18 protein-coding genes are annotated in these 22,273 nt (G+C 49.7%); 10 read left to right on the top strand and 8 right to left on the bottom strand.

Going from position 1 to position 22,273, the window contains the following annotated elements:
* Window position 1 precedes the first annotated feature (1 nt).
* The 10 genes from DV520_RS03005 to DV520_RS02960 all read left to right on the top strand — a co-directional run bounded on the left by DV520_RS03005 (window position 2) and on the right by DV520_RS02960 (window position 12,461).
* A complete protein-coding gene (locus DV520_RS03005) occupies window positions 2–337 on the top strand; it encodes a plasmid mobilization protein (protein ID WP_117141740.1) in 336 nt (111 codons plus the stop codon).
* Window positions 327–1,517 carry an AAA family ATPase gene (locus DV520_RS03000; RefSeq protein ID WP_117141739.1) on the top strand — a complete coding sequence of 397 codons (1,191 nt, stop codon included), beginning with the start codon at window positions 327–329 and terminating at the stop codon, window positions 1,515–1,517. Before DV520_RS03005 ends, DV520_RS03000 begins: the two co-directional genes overlap by 11 nt.
* A 93-nt stretch (window positions 1,518–1,610) precedes the next feature.
* Window positions 1,611–1,844, top strand: coding sequence for a complexin-2 (locus DV520_RS02995; protein WP_071422327.1), 234 nt, complete (start codon window positions 1,611–1,613; stop codon window positions 1,842–1,844).
* A gap of 657 nt (window positions 1,845–2,501) precedes the next feature.
* Window positions 2,502–2,747: a DUF6061 family protein gene (locus DV520_RS02990; protein ID WP_117141738.1), complete on the top strand. Its 246-nt coding sequence runs from the start codon at window positions 2,502–2,504 to the stop codon at window positions 2,745–2,747.
* Window positions 2,748–2,832: 85 nt separating this feature from the next.
* Window positions 2,833–3,057, top strand: a complete 225-nt coding sequence (locus tag DV520_RS02985) for a helix-turn-helix domain-containing protein (RefSeq protein WP_117141737.1) — start codon at window positions 2,833–2,835, stop codon at window positions 3,055–3,057.
* Entirely contained in the window at window positions 3,054–4,784 is a 1,731-nt protein-coding gene (locus DV520_RS02980) for a type I restriction-modification system subunit M (protein WP_117141736.1), read from the top strand. The genes DV520_RS02985 and DV520_RS02980 overlap by 4 nt, the downstream gene beginning before the upstream one ends.
* On the top strand, window positions 4,781–6,088 hold the full coding sequence (locus tag DV520_RS02975; RefSeq protein ID WP_117141735.1) for a restriction endonuclease subunit S: 1,308 nt from the start codon (window positions 4,781–4,783) through the stop codon (window positions 6,086–6,088). Before DV520_RS02980 ends, DV520_RS02975 begins: the two co-directional genes overlap by 4 nt.
* A 3-nt stretch (window positions 6,089–6,091) precedes the next feature.
* Window positions 6,092–6,691, top strand: a complete 600-nt coding sequence (locus tag DV520_RS02970; protein WP_117141734.1) for a hypothetical protein — start codon at window positions 6,092–6,094, stop codon at window positions 6,689–6,691.
* Window positions 6,691–9,693: a type I restriction endonuclease subunit R gene (locus DV520_RS02965; protein ID WP_117141733.1), complete on the top strand. Its 3,003-nt coding sequence runs from the start codon at window positions 6,691–6,693 to the stop codon at window positions 9,691–9,693. The genes DV520_RS02970 and DV520_RS02965 overlap by 1 nt, the downstream gene beginning before the upstream one ends.
* A 26-nt stretch (window positions 9,694–9,719) precedes the next feature.
* Window positions 9,720–12,461 carry an AAA family ATPase gene (locus DV520_RS02960; RefSeq protein WP_117141732.1) on the top strand — a complete coding sequence of 914 codons (2,742 nt, stop codon included), beginning with the start codon at window positions 9,720–9,722 and terminating at the stop codon, window positions 12,459–12,461.
* Between the two features lie 329 nt (window positions 12,462–12,790).
* Here the strand turns inward: DV520_RS02960 and DV520_RS02955 are convergent, their stop codons facing one another.
* The 8 genes from DV520_RS02955 to DV520_RS02920 all read right to left on the bottom strand — a co-directional run bounded on the left by DV520_RS02955 (window position 12,791) and on the right by DV520_RS02920 (window position 22,265).
* Entirely contained in the window at window positions 12,791–13,138 is a 348-nt protein-coding gene (locus tag DV520_RS02955; RefSeq protein WP_117141731.1) for a TIGR04076 family protein, read from the bottom strand.
* A 185-nt stretch (window positions 13,139–13,323) separates the two neighbouring features.
* A complete protein-coding gene (gene kdpC, locus DV520_RS02950) occupies window positions 13,324–13,983 on the bottom strand; it encodes a potassium-transporting ATPase subunit KdpC (protein ID WP_021920134.1) in 660 nt (219 codons plus the stop codon).
* Between the two features lie 16 nt (window positions 13,984–13,999).
* Window positions 14,000–16,057 (bottom strand): potassium-transporting ATPase subunit KdpB, encoded by a 2,058-nt coding sequence (gene kdpB / locus DV520_RS02945; protein WP_021920135.1) that lies wholly within the window; start codon window positions 16,055–16,057, stop codon window positions 14,000–14,002.
* Between the two features lie 15 nt (window positions 16,058–16,072).
* On the bottom strand, window positions 16,073–17,824 hold the full coding sequence (locus DV520_RS02940; protein WP_021920136.1) for a potassium-transporting ATPase subunit KdpA: 1,752 nt from the start codon (window positions 17,822–17,824) through the stop codon (window positions 16,073–16,075).
* Between the two features lie 21 nt (window positions 17,825–17,845).
* Complete coding sequence (gene kdpF / locus DV520_RS12750) at window positions 17,846–17,941, bottom strand: K(+)-transporting ATPase subunit F (protein WP_117141730.1); 96 nt, start codon at window positions 17,939–17,941, stop codon at window positions 17,846–17,848.
* Between the two features lie 476 nt (window positions 17,942–18,417).
* Window positions 18,418–19,101 carry a V-type ATP synthase subunit D gene (locus DV520_RS02930; RefSeq protein WP_021920137.1) on the bottom strand — a complete coding sequence of 228 codons (684 nt, stop codon included), beginning with the start codon at window positions 19,099–19,101 and terminating at the stop codon, window positions 18,418–18,420.
* A gap of 12 nt (window positions 19,102–19,113) precedes the next feature.
* Entirely contained in the window at window positions 19,114–20,490 is a 1,377-nt protein-coding gene (locus tag DV520_RS02925) for a V-type ATP synthase subunit B (protein ID WP_021920138.1), read from the bottom strand.
* The gene (locus DV520_RS02920) at window positions 20,487–22,265 is read right to left on the bottom strand and encodes a V-type ATP synthase subunit A (RefSeq protein WP_117141729.1); all 1,779 of its coding nucleotides are present in this window, start codon (window positions 22,263–22,265) and stop codon (window positions 20,487–20,489) included. Before DV520_RS02920 ends, DV520_RS02925 begins: the two co-directional genes overlap by 4 nt.
* Window positions 22,266–22,273 lie beyond the last annotated feature (8 nt).

Raw genomic sequence — 22,273 nt, 5'->3', positions numbered from 1 at the left:
GATGTCCAAGAAGAACTATGACAACCACAACCGCTGGAGAAACAAGACGGTGGCTTTCCGAGTGTCAGCGGAAGAAGATCTCCAACTGGAAACCCTGGTGAAACTCACCGGCCTGACCAAGCAGGATTACATTATCCGGCGGCTATTGGAGCGAGATGTGGTGGTGCAGGGCAACCCAAAGGTTTACAAAGCCCTGCGGGATCAGTTGTCTGCCGTGCTGGACGAGCTGCGCCGGATCGAAGCCGGGCAAAGCGTGAACGACGAGCTGCTGGACACGATCCGAATGATTACAACCATTATGAACGGGATGCAGGAGGAATTCGCCTATGACCGATGAGAAAAAGAAAATGACCGCCCAGGGTTCATCTGTTGGCGCAGATGATGGGCAGTCAATCTCTCAAATCACTGAAAATAGTATACCCACTTCCGGGCAAAAAAGCAACGATGAAATTGTAAACTCCCAGGAAAGTCTGGAAGAAATGTACCGCAAGATGCAGCGTATGACAGACCCCCGATACCTGCATACACTCACGATGACAGAGCTGTTCCAAACCACCTATAAGAGTAGGCCACCAGTGGTGGAAGGTCTGCTTTACGCAGGGGCATATATCCTTGCCGGCGCACCCAAAATCGGCAAGTCCTTCCTGGTGGCTCAGATCGCCTACCATGTCAGCATCGGGCAGGATTTGTGGGGATATAAAGTCCATCAGGGGACGGTGCTTTACCTTGCGCTGGAAGATGATTTTCAGCGTATCCAGAGCCGGATGTTTATGATGTACGGTGTGAACGATACCCCCAACCTCCACTTCGCCACCGCCGCCGGAAAGATTGGGAATGGGTTGGATGAACAGCTGAAGAATTTCGTGCAGGAGCACCCGGACACCAATCTCATCATCATTGATACTATGCAGAAAATCCGTGAGGTAGGCGGCGAAGCGTACAGTTATGCCAGCGACTATGAGATCATCGGCAGAATCAAGCAGTTTGCTGATCAGCACGGGATCTGTGTTCTGACCGTCCACCATACCCGGAAGCAGCAGGCAGACGATTCCTTTGAGACGATTTCCGGCACCACCGGGCTGCTGGGCTGTGCAGATGGTTCGCTGCTGATGCAGAAGAAAAAGCGCACGGAACTGGACGCCACCATTAAGGTGGTGGGACGAGATCAGCCGGATCAGATCCTCTACTTGAAGAAGGACCCGCAGACCCAGATTTGGAATCTGGAACGCATGGAAAACGAGCTGTATAAAGAACCGCCGGACCCAGTGCTGGATGCAGTTGCAAAGTTGGTTTCCGCCGAGTGCCGGGAGTGGATTGGCTCTCCATCCGAACTGGTCGAAGCCATCCAAACGGGAATGGCCTCCAACGCCCTCACTAAGTACCTGAATGTCAAGGCAGGCAGGCTGCTGGAGGAATACCATGTTGGCTATGAAAATAAGGCCAAACATTCCGGTCGGCAAGTGAAATTGACCTATATGCTGGTAGAATCAACCGCCTGTGAAGTAACCGAAGAATAAGGAGCGCGACGATAGCGACGGTCGCGACGGTGAAAATGATACCGTCAAAAACACCGTCGCTATCGTCGCAACCGTCGCAGAAAGGAAATGAATATGAAAAGTGTACAAATCCCCTATGACCTTTTTGTAGCTTTGGTGGAGTATCATCTGGCCTATGACGATGATTATGCCGAGGAAATTCATCAGGGGCTGGAGCAAAAGTTAGATGCGCTGGTGCGGCATGAACTGTATGCAAAATATAAGACTGCACCCACCGCAGAAGAACGGGAGCAGGCCCGGCAGGCATACTTGGATAAGCGTGGAGTGTTCCCGGATTTTCGGTGGTAAGATAAGTTTCCGTTTAGACTAATTTCACCGATGAGATTAGCATAAAAGTTTTCTCTATGTTTGTAAGGACAGGAGCGTGGCACGCTCCTGTTTTTTTCTGGCAAAAGGAATGGCTGACGGCAGTTTGGGCAAAGAAATTCAGCTAAAAAGCATCTCGGATGAGGTGGTGTTTTGCCACCCCATTATCCCAAAGGGTGCCCCATTTTAGGGTACCCCAAAATCACCATAGGATGTCGTGTTTCACGACACCCCATGCCCAAAAAACAGAACACAGGGTGCGGAGTAAAAGAGAACGATAGGTAGGCATTTTGCCCACACATCAAGCGAGGGCTACTGTGTTTTACGGCAGCCATCAGGCAATAAGGGGGGACGATTTGTTCCTGGGCATCTGAAAGGGAACGGTGCTTTGGCGTACCCTTTGAAAGCGTTCGCAGAACGCGCAGCCACAGAATGAAATTCTGTGTTCAAGGGGCTTGGGGGCGCTGCCCTCAACAAGCAGACGACAGGAAATGTGAGTGTGTATTAACACTCGCATTGCTTGCCGGATTTGTGTGTGGATAGCCACACGCATTGCTTGCCAGATTCTAAAATTAACGAAACAGACCTTGTGCCTCTGCGGAAAATCAATTGAAATTCAAGTATTGGGAGGTAACGACTATGAGAAAGATTTTGTCCTGTGAGTTCAACCCGGACACAGCCTGTGTGGAACTGCGTCTGGATGACGGGACACTGCTCGCCATCGATTGCACCGCTGTGGAGAACGAGGTGGCGAACGGCATGTATCAGCGGTCAGAACTGGACTGGTTGATCTATAACAATCCGCTGGCCTATGCTGAGCTGATTTTGAATGGTGACCCAGAACTATATCTCAAGGCCGTGACAAAGAAAGCCCCGTTAGATTGACGGAAGAGAAAATAACTCGAGATTGAGTTTTTCACGAAAATGTGATAAAATAAATCCAAGCATTTCTTGCTTTGGAGGAACTAAAATGGCGATTTGTTATGATCGGTTATTTCATTTGATGATTGATAAAAAGATAAGCAATGCACAGCTAAAAGAGCGGGCCGGTTTTAGTGCCAATATTATCACCCGCCTAAAGCGAAACGAGTATGTTTCCATCGAAAGTGTAGAACGGATTTGCCGCGTGATGGAGTGCGGCGTGGACGATATTCTGGAGTTTGTTCCAGAGGAAAAGGAAGGAAAAGAATCATGAGCTTGAGTGCCAATGTAAGCGAAAAAGCCGCCCTGATCTGGGCAATCGCAGATAAATTGACCGGGGTATATAAGCCCCATGAATACGGAGAGGTGATCCTGCCCCTTACGGTGATCCGCCGCTTCGACTGCATCCTGGCCGACACCAAGGATGCGGTGCTGGAGAAGTACGAAGCCGTGAAGAATCTCCCCATGCGGGATGTGCTGCTGCGCAATGCCTCCGGCAAGGCGTTTTACAACACCAGCAAGTTCACCTTTGAGCGGTTGCTGGATGACCCGGACAACATCGAGGCCAACTTCCGGGACTATCTGAACGGTTTTTCAGAGAATGTCCAGGACATTCTGGAAAAGTTTAAGTTTGACGGACAGATCACCACCATGGCCAACAAAGGTATCCTCTACATCGTCATCAAAGAATTTACTTCTCCTAAGGCAAATCTGCACCCGGATGTGATTTCCAATCTGGAGATGGGCTACATCTTTGAGGAGATCATCCGCCGGTTTTCTGAATCCCACAACGAGGACGCCGGGCAGCACTACACTCCCAGAGAAGTGATCCAACTGATGGTCAATATCCTGTTCTACGATGACAATGACATTCTCTCCGGCAACAATGTGGCCAAGACCATCTATGACCCGGCCTGTGGTACCGGCGGTATGCTGTCAGTGGCAGAGGAATATCTGCACCAGCTCAATGCCTCCACCGAACTGATGGCCTTTGGACAGGAGCTGAACGATCAGACCTTTGCTATCTGCAAGGCGGATATGCTCATCAAGGGCAACAATGCCGACTTCATCAAGGACGGCAACACTCTGTCCGACGACCAGTTCGAGGGCCAGACCTTCGACTATGTGCTGTCCAATCCTCCCTTCGGCCGGGAGTGGAAGAATGAAAAAGCGGCGGTGGAAGCCGAGTCCAAGAGGGGGTTTGCCGGACGGTTTGGCCCTGGTCTGCCTGCGGCCAGCGACGGTCAGATGCTGTTCCTGCTCACTGCCATTTCCAAAATGAAGGAACCTAAGGACGGCGGCAGCCGCATTGCCATCATTCACAACGGCTCTCCCCTCTTTACCGGCGACGCCGGCAGCGGCCCTTCCGAGATTCGCAAGTACATTCTGGAAAATGACCTTCTGGAGGCTATCATCGCCCTGCCAAACGATATTTTCTATAATACCGGCATTGCCACCTATATTTGGGTGCTGTCCAATAAGAAGGCCGGAACTAAGCGAGAGGGCAAGGTACAGCTCATCAACGCCAACGGCCTATACGAAAAGCGCCGCAAGGCTCTGGGCAACAAGCGCAACGACATCCCGGAGAGAGCCATCACGGAGATTACCCGGCTGTACGGCGACTTTGTGGAGAGTGAGATCAGCAAAATTTTTGACACTGCCGACTTTGGCTATACCAAAATCACCGTGGAGCGCCCTCTGAAGGACGAAAACGGCCAGCTGATTTTGAAGAAGGGCAAGCCCCAGCCGGACACCGCCCTGCGGGATACGGAAAATGTGCCGCTGAAAGAGGACATCCAGACCTACTTCGAGCGGGAAGTGCTGCCCTTTGCGCCGGACGCCTGGATCGATGAGAAGAAGTCCAAGGTGGGCTACGAGATTCCCTTCACCCGGTATTTTTACAAGTACGAAGCCCCCAAGCCCTCGGCGGAGATCATGCAGGAGATCCTGGCCATTGAAGCGGAGTTGGACGGCGCTCTGGCGGAGGTGTTTGGGGCATGAGGGAGATGAAGGCCAGCGGGATTGAGTGGATTGGGGAGATTCCGGCTGATTGGTCAACGGAGCGGGTAAAGCATATATTTACTCGGAAAAATGAAAAGGCCATGCAGGAGAACCCAACCATACTTTCATTAGCACGAGATGGTGTTAAAGTCAGAGATATATCGAATAATGAAGGACAAATTGCAGAAAGCTATTACAATTACAATCCTGTCGAGGAAGGTGATCTGCTATTGAACCCCATGGACTTATATAGTGGCGCAAATTGTAGCATTTCTAAAGTCCAAGGAGTGATAAGCCCCGCATATATCAATTTAAAGGCGAACGCAGGGGTGAGTCCTGCTTTTTATGATTATTACTTCAAAGTTCAATATTGGCTGATGGCGTTTTTCTCTTATGGAAAGGGCGTTTCATATGATAATAGGTGGACATTAAGCGTTGAAACCCTTATGAATTATCCCGTTGTGGCTTTGTCACATGAGGAACAGTGCAAGCGCGCCGATTACCTCGACTGTAAGTGTAGTCAGATCGACACCATCATTGCCCGCCAGCAGGAAGTGATCGAGAAACTGAAAGCCTATAAGCTGTCCGTCATCACCGAAGCCGTCACAAAAGGTCTGAATCCCGATGTGTCCATGAAGGACAGCGGTGACAGTTTCATCGGAGTTATGCCGGAGCACTGGAATGTTGCAAAGCTGGGGATGCTTTTTGATTTCTTGGGGGGATACGCATATAACAGCGATTCTTATACATCGGAATCTGACAATCAAGTGATTAGAATTGGAAATGTGAAGAGCGGATATATGGCACTTGAAAATAATCCAGTGTATATTAGCGATGAAATTGCGAGTGCTACAGATAAGTTTAGGATCAGTCCGGGAAGTATTCTTTTCACAATGACAGGGACAAAAGGAAAACGAGATTATTTTTTTACGCATCTTGTGGCAGAAAAAGATTGCAAAGGTAAAAAACTGTTTCTAAATCAGCGTGTAGGGTGTTTTATTCCAAAAGAATCTATAGATGCCGGATACTATAATTATTTGTTGAAGGAGAACAGAATCTTAGACGCAATATTTGTATATGAGACCGGTACTGCTAATCAGGGTAATTTGGGTATCGAGAGCATTAGGAGAACTAAAGTACAACTACCTTCAAAAGACGAACAGGTTAAAATACGGGAATATCTAGATAACCGCTGTGCAAAAATCGAAGGCTTGCTTACAAGAAAGAATGAAATCATTTGTAGGCTAATGGCTTATAAAAAATCCCTCATTTATGAGGTCGTGACCGGAAAGAAAGAGGTGTAAGGTTTGAAAAAACGCATCTTCAAAATCATACTCTCTTGCCTTGTACTTACATTCATCTATTTCCTTCTGGACATAAATGATTTACCTGCCAGTATAGGAATTCAAAGCGAAAATATTAACTGGGATATTGCTTCAATTATCATTAGTAACATTGTAGTTGTATGCCTATATCTAATTACATTCAATGAGCTGGATCACAGAAGTATAGAAAAAGACAAAAACCAACGGGAAGTCGCCCTACTTTTGTTGTCCAAAACATATGGAGAGTGTAGAGAATCTGTAGAAGTGTTTGACTATCCGGGAGCGGCAAAGCATGCTGCGGAAAAATGTGATTTATCTAAAATGATTCACGAGGACAAACAACTGCAATATTATCTGGACTTTCCGTTTGAATTCCATGAACAGATTGTGGAGTTTGCTTCTTCTGGAATAATCTCAAAAAAAGAATTTTCAGATTATCTGGATTTGCGAGAGGCTTTTAGAAAGCACATCAACATAAGGATTATGTCCTTTGATCGAGAAGAGTTGCCTAATTCTACAAAGAACGAGTTTTTGGAAACTTATGAGAGAGTTACCAGCTTTCTGAATAGAGGTGAAAAATAGTGCCCGACTTTGACGTAAAAGAAAAGCGCTTTGAGCAGGATATTGAGGAATACCTTCTTACCCATGGCGGCTATCAGAAGGGCAACCCCGCTGCCTTCAACCGGGAAAAGGCGCTGGACACCGCCACTTTCCTCTCCTTCATTCGCACCAGCCAGCCCAAGCAGTGGGAGCGGTTTGAGAAAATCTACGGTGCCGACAGTGAGCGCCAGCTCATCGACCGTTTTTGCCGGGAAGTGAAGCTGGTGGGCCTGCTGAAAGTACTGCGCCAGGGTTTTACCGACCGGGGCATCAAGTTCCGGGCCGTGTTCTGGAAGCCGGAGACCTCTATCAATGAGACCAGCCAGGCTCAGTACGCCGCCAACATCCTCCACTGTACCCGACAGCTCCACTACTCCCTGAGCAATGAAAACAGCATTGACATTGTCCTGTTTCTCAACGGCATCCCGGTGGTGTCCATGGAGCTGAAATGCCAGTTCACCGGGCAGGACACCGCTAACGCCATCCAGCAGTACAAGTTCGACCGGGCGGGCAAAGACGCTATTTTCGAGTTCAAGAACCGGGTGCTGGTCCACTTTGCCGTGGATCTGACCAATGTATATATGACCACCCGGCTGGAGGGGGCGAAAACCTATTTCCTGCCCTTTAATCAGGGCAGCAACGGGGCCGGAAATGTGGGCGGCAAGGGCAACCCCATCAACCCGGACGGTTACGACACTGCCTACCTGTGGGAGAATGTGCTGTGCAAGGACCGCCTGCTGGAGATTTTACATAAATACCTCCACTTGCAGCAGGAGAAGGACGAAAAGACCGGTGAAGTGAAGTCCGAGCGGATGATTTTCCCCCGGTATCACCAGCTGGATGTGGTGACCAAGCTGCTGGCCGATGTAAAAGCCAACGGCTCCGGCAAGAATTATCTTATTCAGCACAGCGCCGGTTCCGGCAAGTCCAACTCCATCGCCTGGCTGGCCCATCGGCTCACCGGTCTGCACGATGACCGCGATGAGAAAATCTTCCAGTCCGTTATCATCGTCACCGACCGCCGGGTGCTGGACAGCCAGCTGCAAAACACCGTCTATCAGTTTGACCATGTGGCGGGCGTGGTGCAGAAGATCGACAAGAACGCCCAGCAGCTCCGGGAGGCCATCGAAGCCGGGACGGGTATTATCATCACCACCCTTCAGAAGTTTCCGGTTATCTACAAAGAAGTGCGCTCTGGCAATAAGCGATTTGCAGTCATTGTGGACGAAGCCCATTCCTCCCAGACCGGCGATGCCGCCCGCAAGCTGAAACGGGCGCTGGCCGACACCGAGAAAGTTTTGGAGGAGTACGCCAAAGAGGAGTACGAGGAAGAAGCCACACGCAAGGACGATGAGGACAAGCTGTTGGATGAACTGGCCGCCCAGGGTATCCACGAAAATCTGTCCTTCTTCGCCTTTACGGCTACCCCCAAGGACAAAACGCTGCAAATGTTCGGCCAGCGGGATGAGAGCGGCAAATACCACCCCTTCCATGTGTATTCCATGCGGCAGGCCATCGAGGAAGGCTTTATTCTGGATGTGCTGCAAAACTACATGACCTACAATATGTACTACAAGATCGCCAAGGCCATTCCCGATGACCCGGAGCTGGACACCGCCGCCGGTGTGCGTGCTATTCGCCAGTTTGAGACGCTGCACCCCCACAACATCTCGCAGAAAACGGCTATCATGCTGGAGCAGTTCCGCAATGTGACCCGCCACAAGATCGGCGGCAAGGCCAAGGCCATGATCGTGACGCCCTCCCGGCTCCATGCAGTACGCTATCTACTGGAGTTCAAGCGGCAGATCAAAGAGAAGGGATACACCGACCTGGATGTGCTGGTGGCCTTCTCCGGAGAGGTAGAGGACAACGGGGAGACCTATACCGAGGAGAAGCTGAACAAAACAAAATCCGGCGAGACCATCAAAGAGAAGGCTCTGCCTGAGGCATTCCATACGGACGAATATGGGATGCTGATTGTGGCAGAAAAGTATCAGACCGGCTTTGATGAGCCGTTGTTGCACACCATGTTTGTGGACAAGAAGCTGTCCGGCGTGAAGGCTGTCCAGACCCTTTCCCGGTTGAATCGTACCATGCGGGGCAAGAAGGATACCTTTGTCCTGGATTTCGTGAACTCTGCCGAGGACATCAGAAAAGCCTTTGAGCCGTACTACGAGGAAACGGTTCTGGAAGAGGAGACCGACCCCAATGTGGTGTACGATCTGAAGAACACCCTGGACGAGTACCGGGTGTATCAGCAGATAGAGATCGACCGGTTTGCGGAGATTTTCTATTCCTCCAAGGAGCAGTCCGGCGGCGATTTGGGCAAACTCCAGGGCACCATTCGCCCGGCGCTGGATCGTTTCGAGGCACTGGAGGAAGAAAAGCAGGAGCTGTTCAAGTCCACTCTAGCCCGATTCAACCGCATCTATGCCTTCGTCACGCAGGTCTGCCGCTTGTTTGATAAAGATATCCACAAGTTCAGTGTATATGCAAAATTCCTCTATACCATGCTACCCAAAGGCGGGCGGGATAAGGTCTATGTGGATGACAAGGTGTTGCTGGAGTATTACCGTTTGGAAAAGGACTTCGAGGGCGGAATCCAACTGGAGAGCGCCCCGGAGGGTTTCCGCCCAATTACCGGCGAGGCTGGCCGCAAAGAGAAGAAGCGTGATCCGCTGACGGTTATCATTGACAAAATCAATGAGAAGTACGGCACCAACTTCACCGAGATGGATAAGGTCCTGCTTCAGATGGAGAACGACTATGCCGCTCAGGACAAATGGCACAGCTACGCCCAGAACAATGACCGCAAGACCTTCATGCTACTGTTCGAGAAGGACTTTCCCAACATGGCTGCCGCCCGGTATGAGCAGAATGAGGACTTCTTTGTGAAGATGTTCTCTGATCCTGACATGATGCGGCAGGTCATGGAAACCGTGGGCACGGTGCTGTATGAGAGGCTAAGAGGCCAAAAGGAATGAAGAGAAAACAATGAGGTGATGAAACTATGATTGAAAAAGTAAAAGGTCTTTCAATCTGTGGTCGTTGCTTTTCAAAGAAAACAAATTTGACTTTTTTCCCTAATGATAACGACCGTATTGCTATTGTTTACGGTAAAAATGGCAGCGGTAAAAGTACAATTTCAGATGGCTTTTCTCAAATTGCTTCCGGTGAGGATACAGAAGAATTATCTGCTTCACTGATTGATCGAGCTGATAACGAGATTGATTTGGTACCTGAAAGCAAAATATTTGTATTCAATGAAAAATATATTGACGAAAATGTAAAGATCGATGCAGATGGGTTGGGGACTATTATCCTTTTAGGAGGCCAAGTTGATTTACAGGCAGATATAGATCGCTATACGGCGTTGTTGGCGACAGCTCAAGAAGAACATGATGTAGCTCAAACAGCATTGCAATCATTTGGAAATAAGAATAACCCGCTTAGCCCTGATTACCATTTTACTCGTATCAAAAAAGTATTACAGGGCGATTGGGCAACTACAGATGCTGCAATCAAGGGAAACAAAATTAACTCGAAGGTAACAGAAGAGGTTGTCAGAGAAATAGGAGGCCTTTCTGTTTCTGAGACTAAAGAACAATTACAACAAAAGTTTGATGAAACCAAGGCGCTACTAGATAAGGTGGCCGATGTCACAACAAGCTATCCGGTGCCCATCGGTGGAATTGAGTTCACGGACGGCTTTGAGAGAGTAATTTGTGATCTATTAGCAGAGCTCGTCGAAAAGCCTGTGTTGACTGAGCGAGAATCGATGATTCTTTCAATGATTCAGAGTGGACGGCAATCTATTGTTGAGGCAGCAAAAAATGATTTTAGTGACGGAGCTACTACTGTATGTCCCTACTGTTTCCGGGAGATTGATGATGAATATCGTCGTAGCCTAATTAATAGCATCAATAAAGTACTGAACAAGGATGTTGATGAGCATAAGGCAGAATTACGGGCAATATCTTTTCCTGGATTTGGTCAAGACTATTCTCATTTTACGGATTTGGATGCTGGGTTAGTAAAAGAAATCCAGGAACAGATTGAGAATTGTCAAAAATTGATAGAGCAATATTTAGCCGCTATCCAACTGAAGTTAAATAGTATTTACAATCCGGTAAATATTGCCCCCATAGGTTTGGAAAACAGTATCCAGCAACTAAATGTGCTTTTAAGTAAACTTGAGTCAAAACGGCAAGAATTTGTAGATGCCATTCAACGACGAAAAGCAATCTTGCGAGATTTGCTTCTGATTAACAAAAAAATTGCACACCTGCAGATAGGACAAGCGTATCGAGATTACCTGAAGCAACAGCGCGAAATGAGAGCCGCAGAGGCCAAACTGCAAACCAAGCAGAAAGAGGTGAACGAAACCTCAGAGCATTTAAAGGCTCTTGAGTTGCAAAAGTCAAATGTGGGGCTGGCCATTGAAAACATAAACAATGCGCTCGATTATGTGTTTTTTTCGCATGGTCGGCTTTCGATTGAGTTGAAAAATGACAAGTACTACTTGAAATCAAACGGCAATGATGTTAAACCCAAAAGCGTTTCTCTAGGCGAGAGAAACATTATTGCTTTATGCTATTTCTTTACTCAGATATTGTCAAATCAGGATGTTGGAAGACTATATCAGGATGAAGAATTAGTGGTTATTGATGATCCTATTTCTAGCTTTGATTTTGAGAACAAAGTCGGTATAAGCTCCTTCCTGAGGTACCAGACACATAGAATTATTAAAGGTAATGCCAAAAGTAAAATCCTATTTTTGACACACGATTTATCTACATTTTCTGATTTGCAAAAAATAGCTGACGAAATGGAGAAGTCTTTCAAAAAGCAAAAGCTAGGTGTGTCAGTTAAAGGTAAATCATTTGAGTTGCAAGGGAGAACTTTGTCAGATCCGATAAAGTCCATTAATGAATATCGTGATTTGCTACACATGATTTTTAACTATGCAATGGGCAATATCGAGGGGTTAGATTTGGCAATTGGTAATTCTATGCGACGAGCATTGGAAGCATTCTCTACTTTTATTTATGGGACAGGAATTGCAGAAGTCTCTTTTGACCCGAAGGTTATAAAAAGTTTGGGCAATCATTCTAGGTATTTTGAAAACCTTATGTATCGGCTCGTGCTCCATGGAGAAAGTCATTTTGAAACCCGTGTTTATGCGATGCAAGGCGATCTTAGTTTTTACCGTTTTATTTCAGAAGAAGAAAAACAGCGCACTTGCAAAGAGGTTTTATGTTTTATGTACTGCTTAAGTCCGGATCACATCGAATCGCATATTCCGGATGCAATCCATGAGATTCAGAAATGGATGGCAGACATTCGCACAAACGAAGAATTTGATATTATAGCTAATCCGAAAAAGCGGATTATCCATCTATATGATATTCCTTTGTCCGCTGGTTTAGGTGAGAATATGCTGGATAGTGACATACCCTATGTAGAATATGAAACGGATGTTGAGGATGGAGACTTTGCGCTTCGTGTATCTGGTGACAGTATGGAACCGGATATTCCCAACGGAAGTACCGTCTTTGTCAAAAAGCAAAGTGAAATAGCTGATGGTATAAGTGGTGCATTTTTTCTTAACGGGGAAGTTTACTGTAAGAAACTGCTACATAAAGATGGAAAGGTCTTTCTTTGCTCGGATAATGCTGAATACCACCCTATTGAAATTCATGATGGAGACACCCTAAAAGTGTATGGAAAGATTGTCAAAGTGCTTTGTTAGTGCTATAATACTCCTAAGCCACCCAATCATGCATCTCAAGCAAAACCCGTGATAGGATGGCTTGGATAGATTTTTGATAGCAAAAGTCCGAATAGACCTTAGGATAAGGATAATCTGTATCAAATAAAACCACGACGAATCAAATCCTCTATACAAAAAAGTTTAGAAATGGATTTAACTCGGCGAGTGGGAATAAAAATAACTTTTCAAATTGTCTCGTTGAAAATAGAAAAATCCAGCAGCAAAAACCGCTTCCTATGCAGCAGAAAACATTCTCAGTTTTCTCCCATAGGAAGCGGTTTTTTGAATCTCTGGACCTGGTCAATTACTCAGTCAAAAAATTTCCCCTTATAAAAATTTTCATTCCCGAGTTTTTTCGCCGTTAATCGAAACACGACACATCCATCAGGGCAAACCACCTCTTTGCAATCCTTTCTCACGCCTCCAATATTCTCTAAATCTCCACCGCTTCTCACCGCCTCCATGATGGGAAACAGCATCATCATTACTTTAGAGCAAATTCCCTGCCCTTCCCCATTCACCGGGCAACCATAGGTACAAGTATACCGGTCTCCAATTTCCTCCCCATTGCGGCAGTATCGCTCTGTACGCGATCCCCGGAGAAAACTGATAACCTCTATCTCAAACGCATACTCTTCCGCATACCACTTTTTCATTCATTGCCTCCTTTTTCTTCTATTCCACTTCTGCAAAAATCTTAAGAACAATCCTACACCGATTGTAAGTAATACAATTAATTTTAGCATCTCATCGCCCCCATTTCCACCCTATATCCCAAATTGAAAAAGAGAGCCGCAGATTCTGCGGCTCTCTTTGATGATCTGAAAGAAAAACTCCAAGATTATTCCTCAGAAGAAGCAGGAATCAATCCCATAGCCTGGGCAATTTCAATGTTTACCAAGAGAACATTTACCTTGTCCTCTCCAAAGACGCCCAGTGTCTTTCCTTCTGTATTCCGGTCGATGATTTCTCTGACCTCTTCCTCACTCAGACCAGAGGCCTCCACAATCCGGGGAATCTGGATTTCCGCAGAATCCGGAGAGATATGAGGGTCCAAGCCGGAGCCGGAAGCCGTGAGCAAATCGGTGGGAATGTCTTCCTCTTTCACCTCCGGGTTCTTCTCCAGGAAGGTCTCCAAATCAGCCTCCACACGCTCTGTCAGAGCGGGGTTGGAAGGTGCGTAGTTGTTGGAACCGGAAGACAGACCTGCAAATTCAGAACCATCGTTGTAGGTCTGGGTTCCATCCTCCTGCTCCACATAGGTATTATAATGATAGGCAGAGGGACGGCCCCACAGATAATAGTCCTCTGTAAACTCCTGGCCGACGTTCTTTGCGCCAACCACTTGTCCGTCTACTGTCACCAGACTGCCGGCGGCCTGACTGGGGAAAAAAACTTTCGACAGCCCCGTGAGCAGCAGAGGGAACAACAGACCGCAGATCAGCAACAATACGATTGTCACCAATAGTGCCTGGCGACCATTGTGCAAAAAATTCTTCATAATTACCTGGACCTCCTTAGAATCCAATGAGGGCGAGCAACGGATGGATGATCAGGTCAATGATCTTAATCCCGACAAACGGGGTGATGATGCCTCCCACCCCAAAGATCAGCATGTTGCGGGCCAGAATTTTTCCGGAGGACATGGGGCGGTATTTTACACCCTTCATGGCCAGAGGAATGAGGCAGGGAATGATGATGGCATTGAAAATCAACGCAGAAAGGATGGCACTGTAAGGCGTTGCCAAATTCATGATATTCAGCACACCCAGTTCAGGGATGGCCGTCATGAACATAGCCGGGATAATGGCAAAGTACTTGGCAATATCGTTGGCGATGGAGAACGTGGTCAAGGACCCGCGGGTAATCAGCAGCTGCTTGCCGATCTCCACCACTTCCAGAATCTTGGTGGGGTCGGAATCCAGATCCACCATGTTGGCCGCTTCCTTGGCAGCGGTGGTGCCGCTGTTCATCGCCAGGCCCACGTTGGCCTGCGCCAGCGCAGGGGCGTCGTTGGTACCGTCACCAGTCATGGCCACGATCTTACCCTCGGACTGTTCCTTCTTAATCAGCTTGATCTTGTCCTCCGGCTTGCACTCTGCCACAAATCCATCCACGCCGGCTTCTTTGGCAATGGTGGCAGCTGTCAGCGCATTGTCACCGGTACACATAATGGTCTTGATCCCAATCTTGCGGAGCCGCTCAAATCTCTCTACCATGCCGGGCTTTACCGTATCTTTCAGGTAGATGACACCCAGAATCTTGTTGTTCTCACAAACCGTCAGCGGGGTGCCGCCCAGGCCGGCAATTTCGGAAACCTTTTCCCGCAGGTCAGAGGGTACCTTGCCACCCAGTTTTGATACAAACTCCTCAATGGCATCAGACGCACCCTTGCGTACTTTGGTGCCGTCAGGCAGATCCACACCGCTCATCCGCGTCTGTGCAGAGAAAGAAATGAACTCGGAACCAGACAGCTCCTTGCTCTTATCCCCCAGCTGACGCGCCAACTCCAAGGTGGACTTGCCCTCCGGTGTCTCATCTTTCAGAGAGCAGAGTGCAGCACAGCGGATCAGATCCTCCCGCTTAGCGCCGCCCACAGGGAAGAAGTCAGCTGCCAAACGGTTGCCGTAAGTGATGGTGCCTGTCTTGTCCAGGATCATGGTATCCACGTCACCGCAGGCTTCTACTGCCTTACCAGACATGGCAATGACATTAAACCGGGTAACACGGTCCATACCCGCAATTCCGATGGCGGAAAGCAGACCACCGATGGTCGTCGGAATCAAACAGACACACAACGCAATCAAGGTAGAGGTCTGCAGCTGTACACCGGAGTACAGGCCAATGGGATACAGCGTCACAATGACGATCAGGAAAATGATGGTCAGAGAGACCAGCAACGTGTTCAGTGCAATTTCGTTGGGGGTCTTTTTTCTGGAAGCGCCTTCGACCAGCGCGATCATACGATCCAAGAAGCTGTTGCCGGGCTCAGAAGTAATCCGGATTTTCAGCCAGTCAGACACGATGGTCGTGCCGCCGGTAACCGAGCAGAAGTCACCGCCGGACTCCCGGACCACGGGAGCAGACTCACCTGTGATCGCAGACTCATCCACGGAGGCAATGCCCTCGATAACCTCACCGTCGCCGGGAATAATCTCCCCGGCCGAGACCATAACCACATCACCTTTCTTCAGCTGGCTGGAGAGGACTTCCTTCTCCGTGCCATTTTCCAGCAAAAGACGTGCCTTGGTGTCCTTTTGGGTTTTCTTCAAACTGGCCGCCTGTGCTTTTCCTCGTCCTTCTGCCACAGATTCCGCGAAGTTCGCAAACAAGGCAGTAATGAACAAAATGATGCAGACGATCACATTATACAGGCGAAGATTGGTGCCGGCACTCACATCCCCAAACAACCCAGGGAAAATGGAGAGAAGCAGCGTGATGATACAGCCCACTTCCACCACAAACATAACAGGGTTTTTCATCATGTATCTGGGGTTGAGCTTTGTGAAGGACCCAATCACCGCCTGATGAAAAATCTCGGGCGTCACCAGTTTTTGGTTGCGATTTTTACTCATATTCACAGTTCCTCCTTACGCCCAAAGGGTGAGGTGCTCTGCGATCGGGCCAAGGGCCAACGCAGGGAAGAAAGTCAGTGCGGCAAAGATATACACCACAAACACCAGAATCACCGCAAAGGAGAAGGTATCGGTGTGGAGTGTGCCAGCAGACTCATTGACAAAGCGTTTCTTCATCAGCGACCCCGCAATCGCCAGCTGAATCACAATGGACAGATAGCGGCCGAAGAACATCGCCAAGCCGGCGGTAATGTTCCAGAAATAGGTGTTATCGGCCAAGCCCTCAAAACCGGAACCGTTGTTCGCAGCAGAGGAAGCGTATTCATACAACACCTGGCTCAGGCCATGGAAACCAGGGTTGGTAATTCCCTCCTGCCCTGCTGCGGTACCGACCGCCAGCGCGGAGAACGCCAGAATCAGGAAGGGGTGAATGATGATGCACAGTGCGGTGAGCTTCATCTCCCGTCCTTCAATCTTTTTGCCCAGGTATTCCGGGGTACGCCCAATCATCAGGCCACAGATAAAGACTGCCAGGATGGCGTACATAATCATATTCATAAGGCCAACGCCTTTGCCGCCAAAGACCACGTTCAGCATCATGTGGAGCAGCGGCACCATGCCGCCCAAAGGCGTTAAGGTATCGTGCATGTTATTGACGGTACCTGTGGTAAAGGATGTGGTGGTCGTGGTAAACATCGCCGACTGGGCAATGCCAAACCGGACCTCTTTGCCCTCCATGCTACCCATGGACTGGGACAAGCCCGCATCAGCCAGTGCCGGGTTCCCCTGGCTCTCCGACCAGAAGCAGAGAGAGAGACCGATCAGGAAGATAATTCCCATTGCCAGGAAGATACTGCGTCCTTCCCGTCCATAGATTCGGGCGGTCAGGCTCTTTCTCAGATCAACCTTTACTTCACTGCTCTCTGCCATGGCCTTCTTACGATCCCGCACCATCTTACCGAAGGTAATGACGCATGCGCCGGGCAGAAGCATCATAGAATACAGTTCAATGAGGTCAGAGATAATCGTGGGGTTCTCAATTGGTGTGGTGGAGTTTGCTCCAATGAAGCCACCGCCGTTGGTTCCCAAGTGCTTAATAATCTCCAACGCTGCCACAGGGCCCATCGCAATGGCTTGCTTGGTTCCTTCAATGGTGTCCACAACCAGGTTCCCCGTGAGGTTCTGAGGCACTCCCTGCCATACCAACAGCAGGCCACCCACAATGGAGAAGGGCAACAGCACACGGGTTGTAACACGAACCAAGTCCACGAAGAAGTTACCCACGTTGTCCTTGGTCTTTCCTGCCAGGCCACGAATAAAGGCAATGCAAGCGGCATACCCAGTGGAGGCAGAGACAAACATCATAAAGGTGATGACCAGCATCTGGGAGAGATAGGACAGTCCAGACTCACCGGAATAGTGCTGGAGGTTGGTGTTTGTCATAAAGCTGATGATGGTGTTGAAGGAAAGGGTTTCCTCCATGGCGCCAATCCCGTTGGGGTTGAACAGGCCAATACTCTGAATCCGCAGGATGATGTATCCAATCAGAATCATAATGGCATTGGTTCCTAACAGGCAAAGGGCATATTTTTTCCAATTCATGCCCTGGTTGGGATTGATCCCGCTGATTTTGTAAATTGCCCCGTCAATGCGGTTAAAAACCGGATCTGCCAGGGTGCGTTTCCCTGCGGCGACGTGATACAAATAAACGCCCACGGGAATGACGATGATCAAGTAAATGATAATCGTCAGGATTAACTGCAGCATAATGGCTACCTCCTGCGTGCCTTAGAATTTTTCCGGGTGAACCAGCGCATAAACAAGGTAAGCGCCCAGAAGCAATACGATTACGCCAAGTATGATCACAATACTTCCTCCTTTCATACATTGGCCTGGGTCATTCGTTGCTGTCCACCTGTTTGTGACACCAGTGGACCAACAAATAGACAAGCCCACAGCAAACAGCCAATGTGGCCACCATAATTAGGTCAAGCACTTTTGTTCCCTCCTTTGTTTTTCTCTTTTTTGCAGAGCAATTATAGCAGAACCCTCGTGAATGTGCCCTTAGCGAATTCCCTGGAGTGTTAAAGTTATATTAATATTTTCTCGAGAAATCAAAGCACAAATCCGCTCTGCCCCCCTTTCCAGTCCCTGCATAGCCTACCCAAATACCTGCAAGTTATCTGGAGCAGCGAGAGAAAGTTTCCCAAGAAATAAAAACGCTGGTCCAGCTCTCCACTTTCATGCCTGGTCCAGCTTGTTGTTCTCTCTTTACAATAAATACAAAATTCAAAAGCGGCCAACCTTACCATTAAACTGCAAGGTTGACCGTCCCTGAATATATGTAAAGCATATTGACTTTACAGATGTTGAACTATTTTCTGATCCTGCCTCCGTTTCTCTTCCAACGCTTCAGCCAGGAGCATATCTTTGACCTTCATCAATCGAACTATGTTATTTCGTTCATTTTCCTCCAGTTTCATTCTAATGTATTTGATGCTCTCCTGCATACGGGGAATCATAACATATTCCAACGCATTCACCCGCCGACGCGTCTTTTCAATCTCCTGCGCCAACAGCTGTGAGGTCTTTTCCACCTGCGCCAGCTTCAGCATATCCTGAAAAACAGAGGAGAGCGCCTCCACTGCGCCATCAATTTCGCAGGATGTCATGGCAAAGCCATAGGGATAAAGCTCTTTCCCTTTACACTCTTTCGTCCGAAAAGTATACATAGGAACAGGAACTGACATGATGTTGCGGGTGGTCATATCCAACTCCACACGTTGCTTGGGGTAAAGCAGCGCTTGTTCCAACCCCTCCGGGGACATCAGAGCGGATGCCACGGTAAACGAACCATGGGCCCGCATCAATCCTTCCTCCACCCGACGCCGAAGGGTACGGTTTTCCCGGACACTCTCCAGGAACTGCTTCATCAGTTCATCCCGTTTGTCTTTGAGCAGTTTGTGTCCCCGCACTGCTGTTTTTAACCGGTTCTTGAGCCGGGTCAATTCCATCCGCGTGGCATTCACTGTGACCGATGGCATCTTTCCGCCTCCTTACGCTTGCCGGGGAAGATATTTGTCGATGTGTTCCTGCTTGATCCGTTTCAGCTCCGTTTCCGGCAAGATCGACAGCAGATCCCACCCAATCGCCAAAGTCTCCTGAATGGATCGATTCTCCTCAAAGCCTTGACCGACGTATTTCTTTTCAAATTCCTCGGCAAATCGGGCATACAGCAGATCTGTGGGCGACAAGGCCGCCTCCCCTAAAATTGACATGAGTTCTTTCGCCTGCTTACCTGCAGAATAGGCCGCAAACAACTGATTCATCGTCCCCGCATGGTCCTCCCGGGTCTTTCCTGCCCCAATCCCCTTGTCTTTTAAGCGAGACAGAGAGGGCAGCACATCCACCGGCGGCTGAATGCCAGCCCGGTGCAGCTCCCGGGAAAGGATGATCTGTCCTTCCGTAATATAGCCTGTCAGGTCTGGGATCGGGTGGGTCTTATCATCCTCCGGCATAGTAAGAATGGGGATCATGGTGATGGAACCCGCCCGCCCCACTTGACGGCCTGCCCGCTCATACATAGTGGCAAGATCCGTATAGAGATAGCCGGGATACCCCCGCCGGCCGGGGACCTCCTTCTTGGCCGCGGAGATCTCCCGAAGTGCCTCCGCGTAATTGGTGATATCCGTGAGAATCACCAACACATGCATGTTTTCATGAAATGCCAAATACTCTGCGGCGGTCAGCGCCATACGGGGGGTAGCAATTCGTTCCACTGCCGGATCGTTGGCTAAGTTCGTAAATAGAACCGTTCGTTCGATGGCGCCTGTCCGTTGAAACTCCTCGACAAAATAGTTCGCTTCCTCAAAAGTAATTCCAATGGCCGCAAAGACCACTGCAAAATTTGAGTCTCCGTCCAACACCTTTGCTTGCCGGGCGATCTGTGCCGCCAGTGCCGCATGGGGCAGCCCGGAACCCGAAAAAATGGGAAGCTTCTGCCCCCGCACCAAGGTATTCAACCCATCAATGGAGGAAACCCCCGTCTGAATAAACTCATTGGGATAGGCCCGGGCCGCAGGATTCATCGCCAAACCGTTGATATCCCGATATTCCTCCGCCAAAATTTCCGGCCCCCCGTCGATAGGCTGCCCCATCCCATTGAACACGCGCCCCAGCATATCCCGGGACACCGCCAGCTGGAGGGGATGCCCCAGGAAACGAACCTTGGCATGGGCCAAATTGATCCCCGCATTGGCCTCGAAAAGCTGGACCACCGCACTGTCTCCATTGACCTCCAGCACCTTTCCACGGCGAACCGATCCGTCCGACAGTTCGATCTCCACCAGTTCATCGAAGGTCGCGCGCTCCACCTGCCGGACCACCATCAATGGCCCCGCAATTTCCGCAATGGTTCGGTATTCCTTGATCATATATCCGCCCCTCCTTTCTCTGTCAGCTGGGCAATCTGCTGGGCCATATCCCGGGCAATGGTTTCATAGGCCTGGATATATCGCTCCTCCGGTACACTTTTGGCTCTGCCAATGGCCGCACGGGCCGGAAGAGAGAAAAGCGCATCAGGGTCTGCCCCCTTCTCCAGGGCTCCCCGGCAGAGCCGGTCATAGTCCAAAATCATCGCCAGCAGCCTGGACTGCCGGTCATAGTTGGAGAAGGAATCTACCTCAACAAATGCATTTTGCTGGAGAAAGTCCTCTCGAATCATTTTGGCGGTCTCCAAGGTCAGCTGATCCCCAGGCGCCAGGCCATCCTTGCCTACCAGCTGGACAATTTCATTCAGACTGGCCTCCTGCTGCAGCAGGAGCATCGCCTGGGTACGATTTTGCACAAAGGCTTTTCCCAAATGCTCCTCAAACCAAGGTCTGAGAGAATCCAAATATAAAGAATAGGAATTGAGCCAGTTCACCGCTGGAAAATGCCTGGCGTAGGCCAGTGAAGCATCCAGAGCCCAAAACACCTTAACAATCCGCATCGTCCCCTGAGAAACAGGTTCGGACAAATCCCCGCCCGGGGGAGACACCGCTCCCACCGCGGTCAGAGAACCCCGGCGTCCATCGGACCCCATGCACTGCACTACACCGGCCCGTTCATAAAACTGGGACAAACGGGAGACCAGATAGGCCGGGTATCCCTCCTCCCCGGGCATCTCCTCCAAGCGGCCAGACATTTCCCGGAGCGCCTCCGCCCAGCGGGAGGTCGAATCCGCGATGACCGCCACATCATAGCCCATATCCCGGAAATACTCCGCAATGGTAATCCCGGTGTATACAGAGGCCTCCCGGGCCGCCACAGGCATATCCGACGTATTGGCAATGAGAACCGTCCGCTTCATAAGGGATTCCCCCGTCCGGGGATCTACCAGTTCCGGGAACTCCCGGAGCACATCGGTCATCTCATTGCCGCGCTCTCCGCAGCCAATATAGACCACCACATCCACATCAGACCATTTGGCCAGAGCGTGCTGCACCACCGTCTTTCCCGATCCAAAGGGCCCTGGAACCGCAGCGGTTCCTCCCTTGGCCACTGGAAACATGGTGTCAATTACCCGCTGCCCCGACTGAAGCGGGGTCACCGGCGCAAATTTTGTCTGATAAGGGCGGCCTTTCCGCACAGGCCACTTCTGCAGCATGGTCAGGGGCTCCTGAATTCCCTGCTCATTCTCCAAAACAGCCACGGTTTCTGTCACCGTATAGGTTCCGCTTTGAATGCTGCGAAGGGTCCCCGTCATCCCCAGGGGAACCATAATTTTATGTTGGACCGAAGGGGTCTCCTGAACCGTCCCGATGACATCCCCGCCCACTACTTTGGTGCCTGGAGAAACCGACGCCACAAACTCCCAAGTTCTCTCCCGATCCAGGGCCGGAACCTCTACTCCTCTGGGGAGATGATTGGAGCCTGTGAGGCTGGCAATCAGCTCCAGAGGACGCTGAATTCCGTCATAGATCATACCGATCAGTCCCGGCCCCAGTTCTACGGACAACGGCGCCCCCGTGGTTTCCACCACTGCCCCGGGACCCAGGCCAGAGGTCTCCTCATACACTTGGATCGAAGCGGCGTCCCCTGTCATGGTCAGCACCTCTCCAATGAGCCGCTGTTCCCCTACCCGGACCACATCCGCCATGTTCGCCTCCGCAAGTCCCGTAGCCACCACCAGGGGCCCGGAAACCTTCACAACCTTACCATTGCTCATTGCTCTTT

This window comes from Evtepia gabavorous (assembly GCF_003425665.1).
GTDB lineage: Bacteria > Bacillota > Clostridia > Oscillospirales > Oscillospiraceae > Evtepia > Evtepia gabavorous.
The sequence above is the reverse complement of the archived record's forward strand: the minus strand, read 5'-3'. Positions and strand labels throughout refer to the sequence as shown.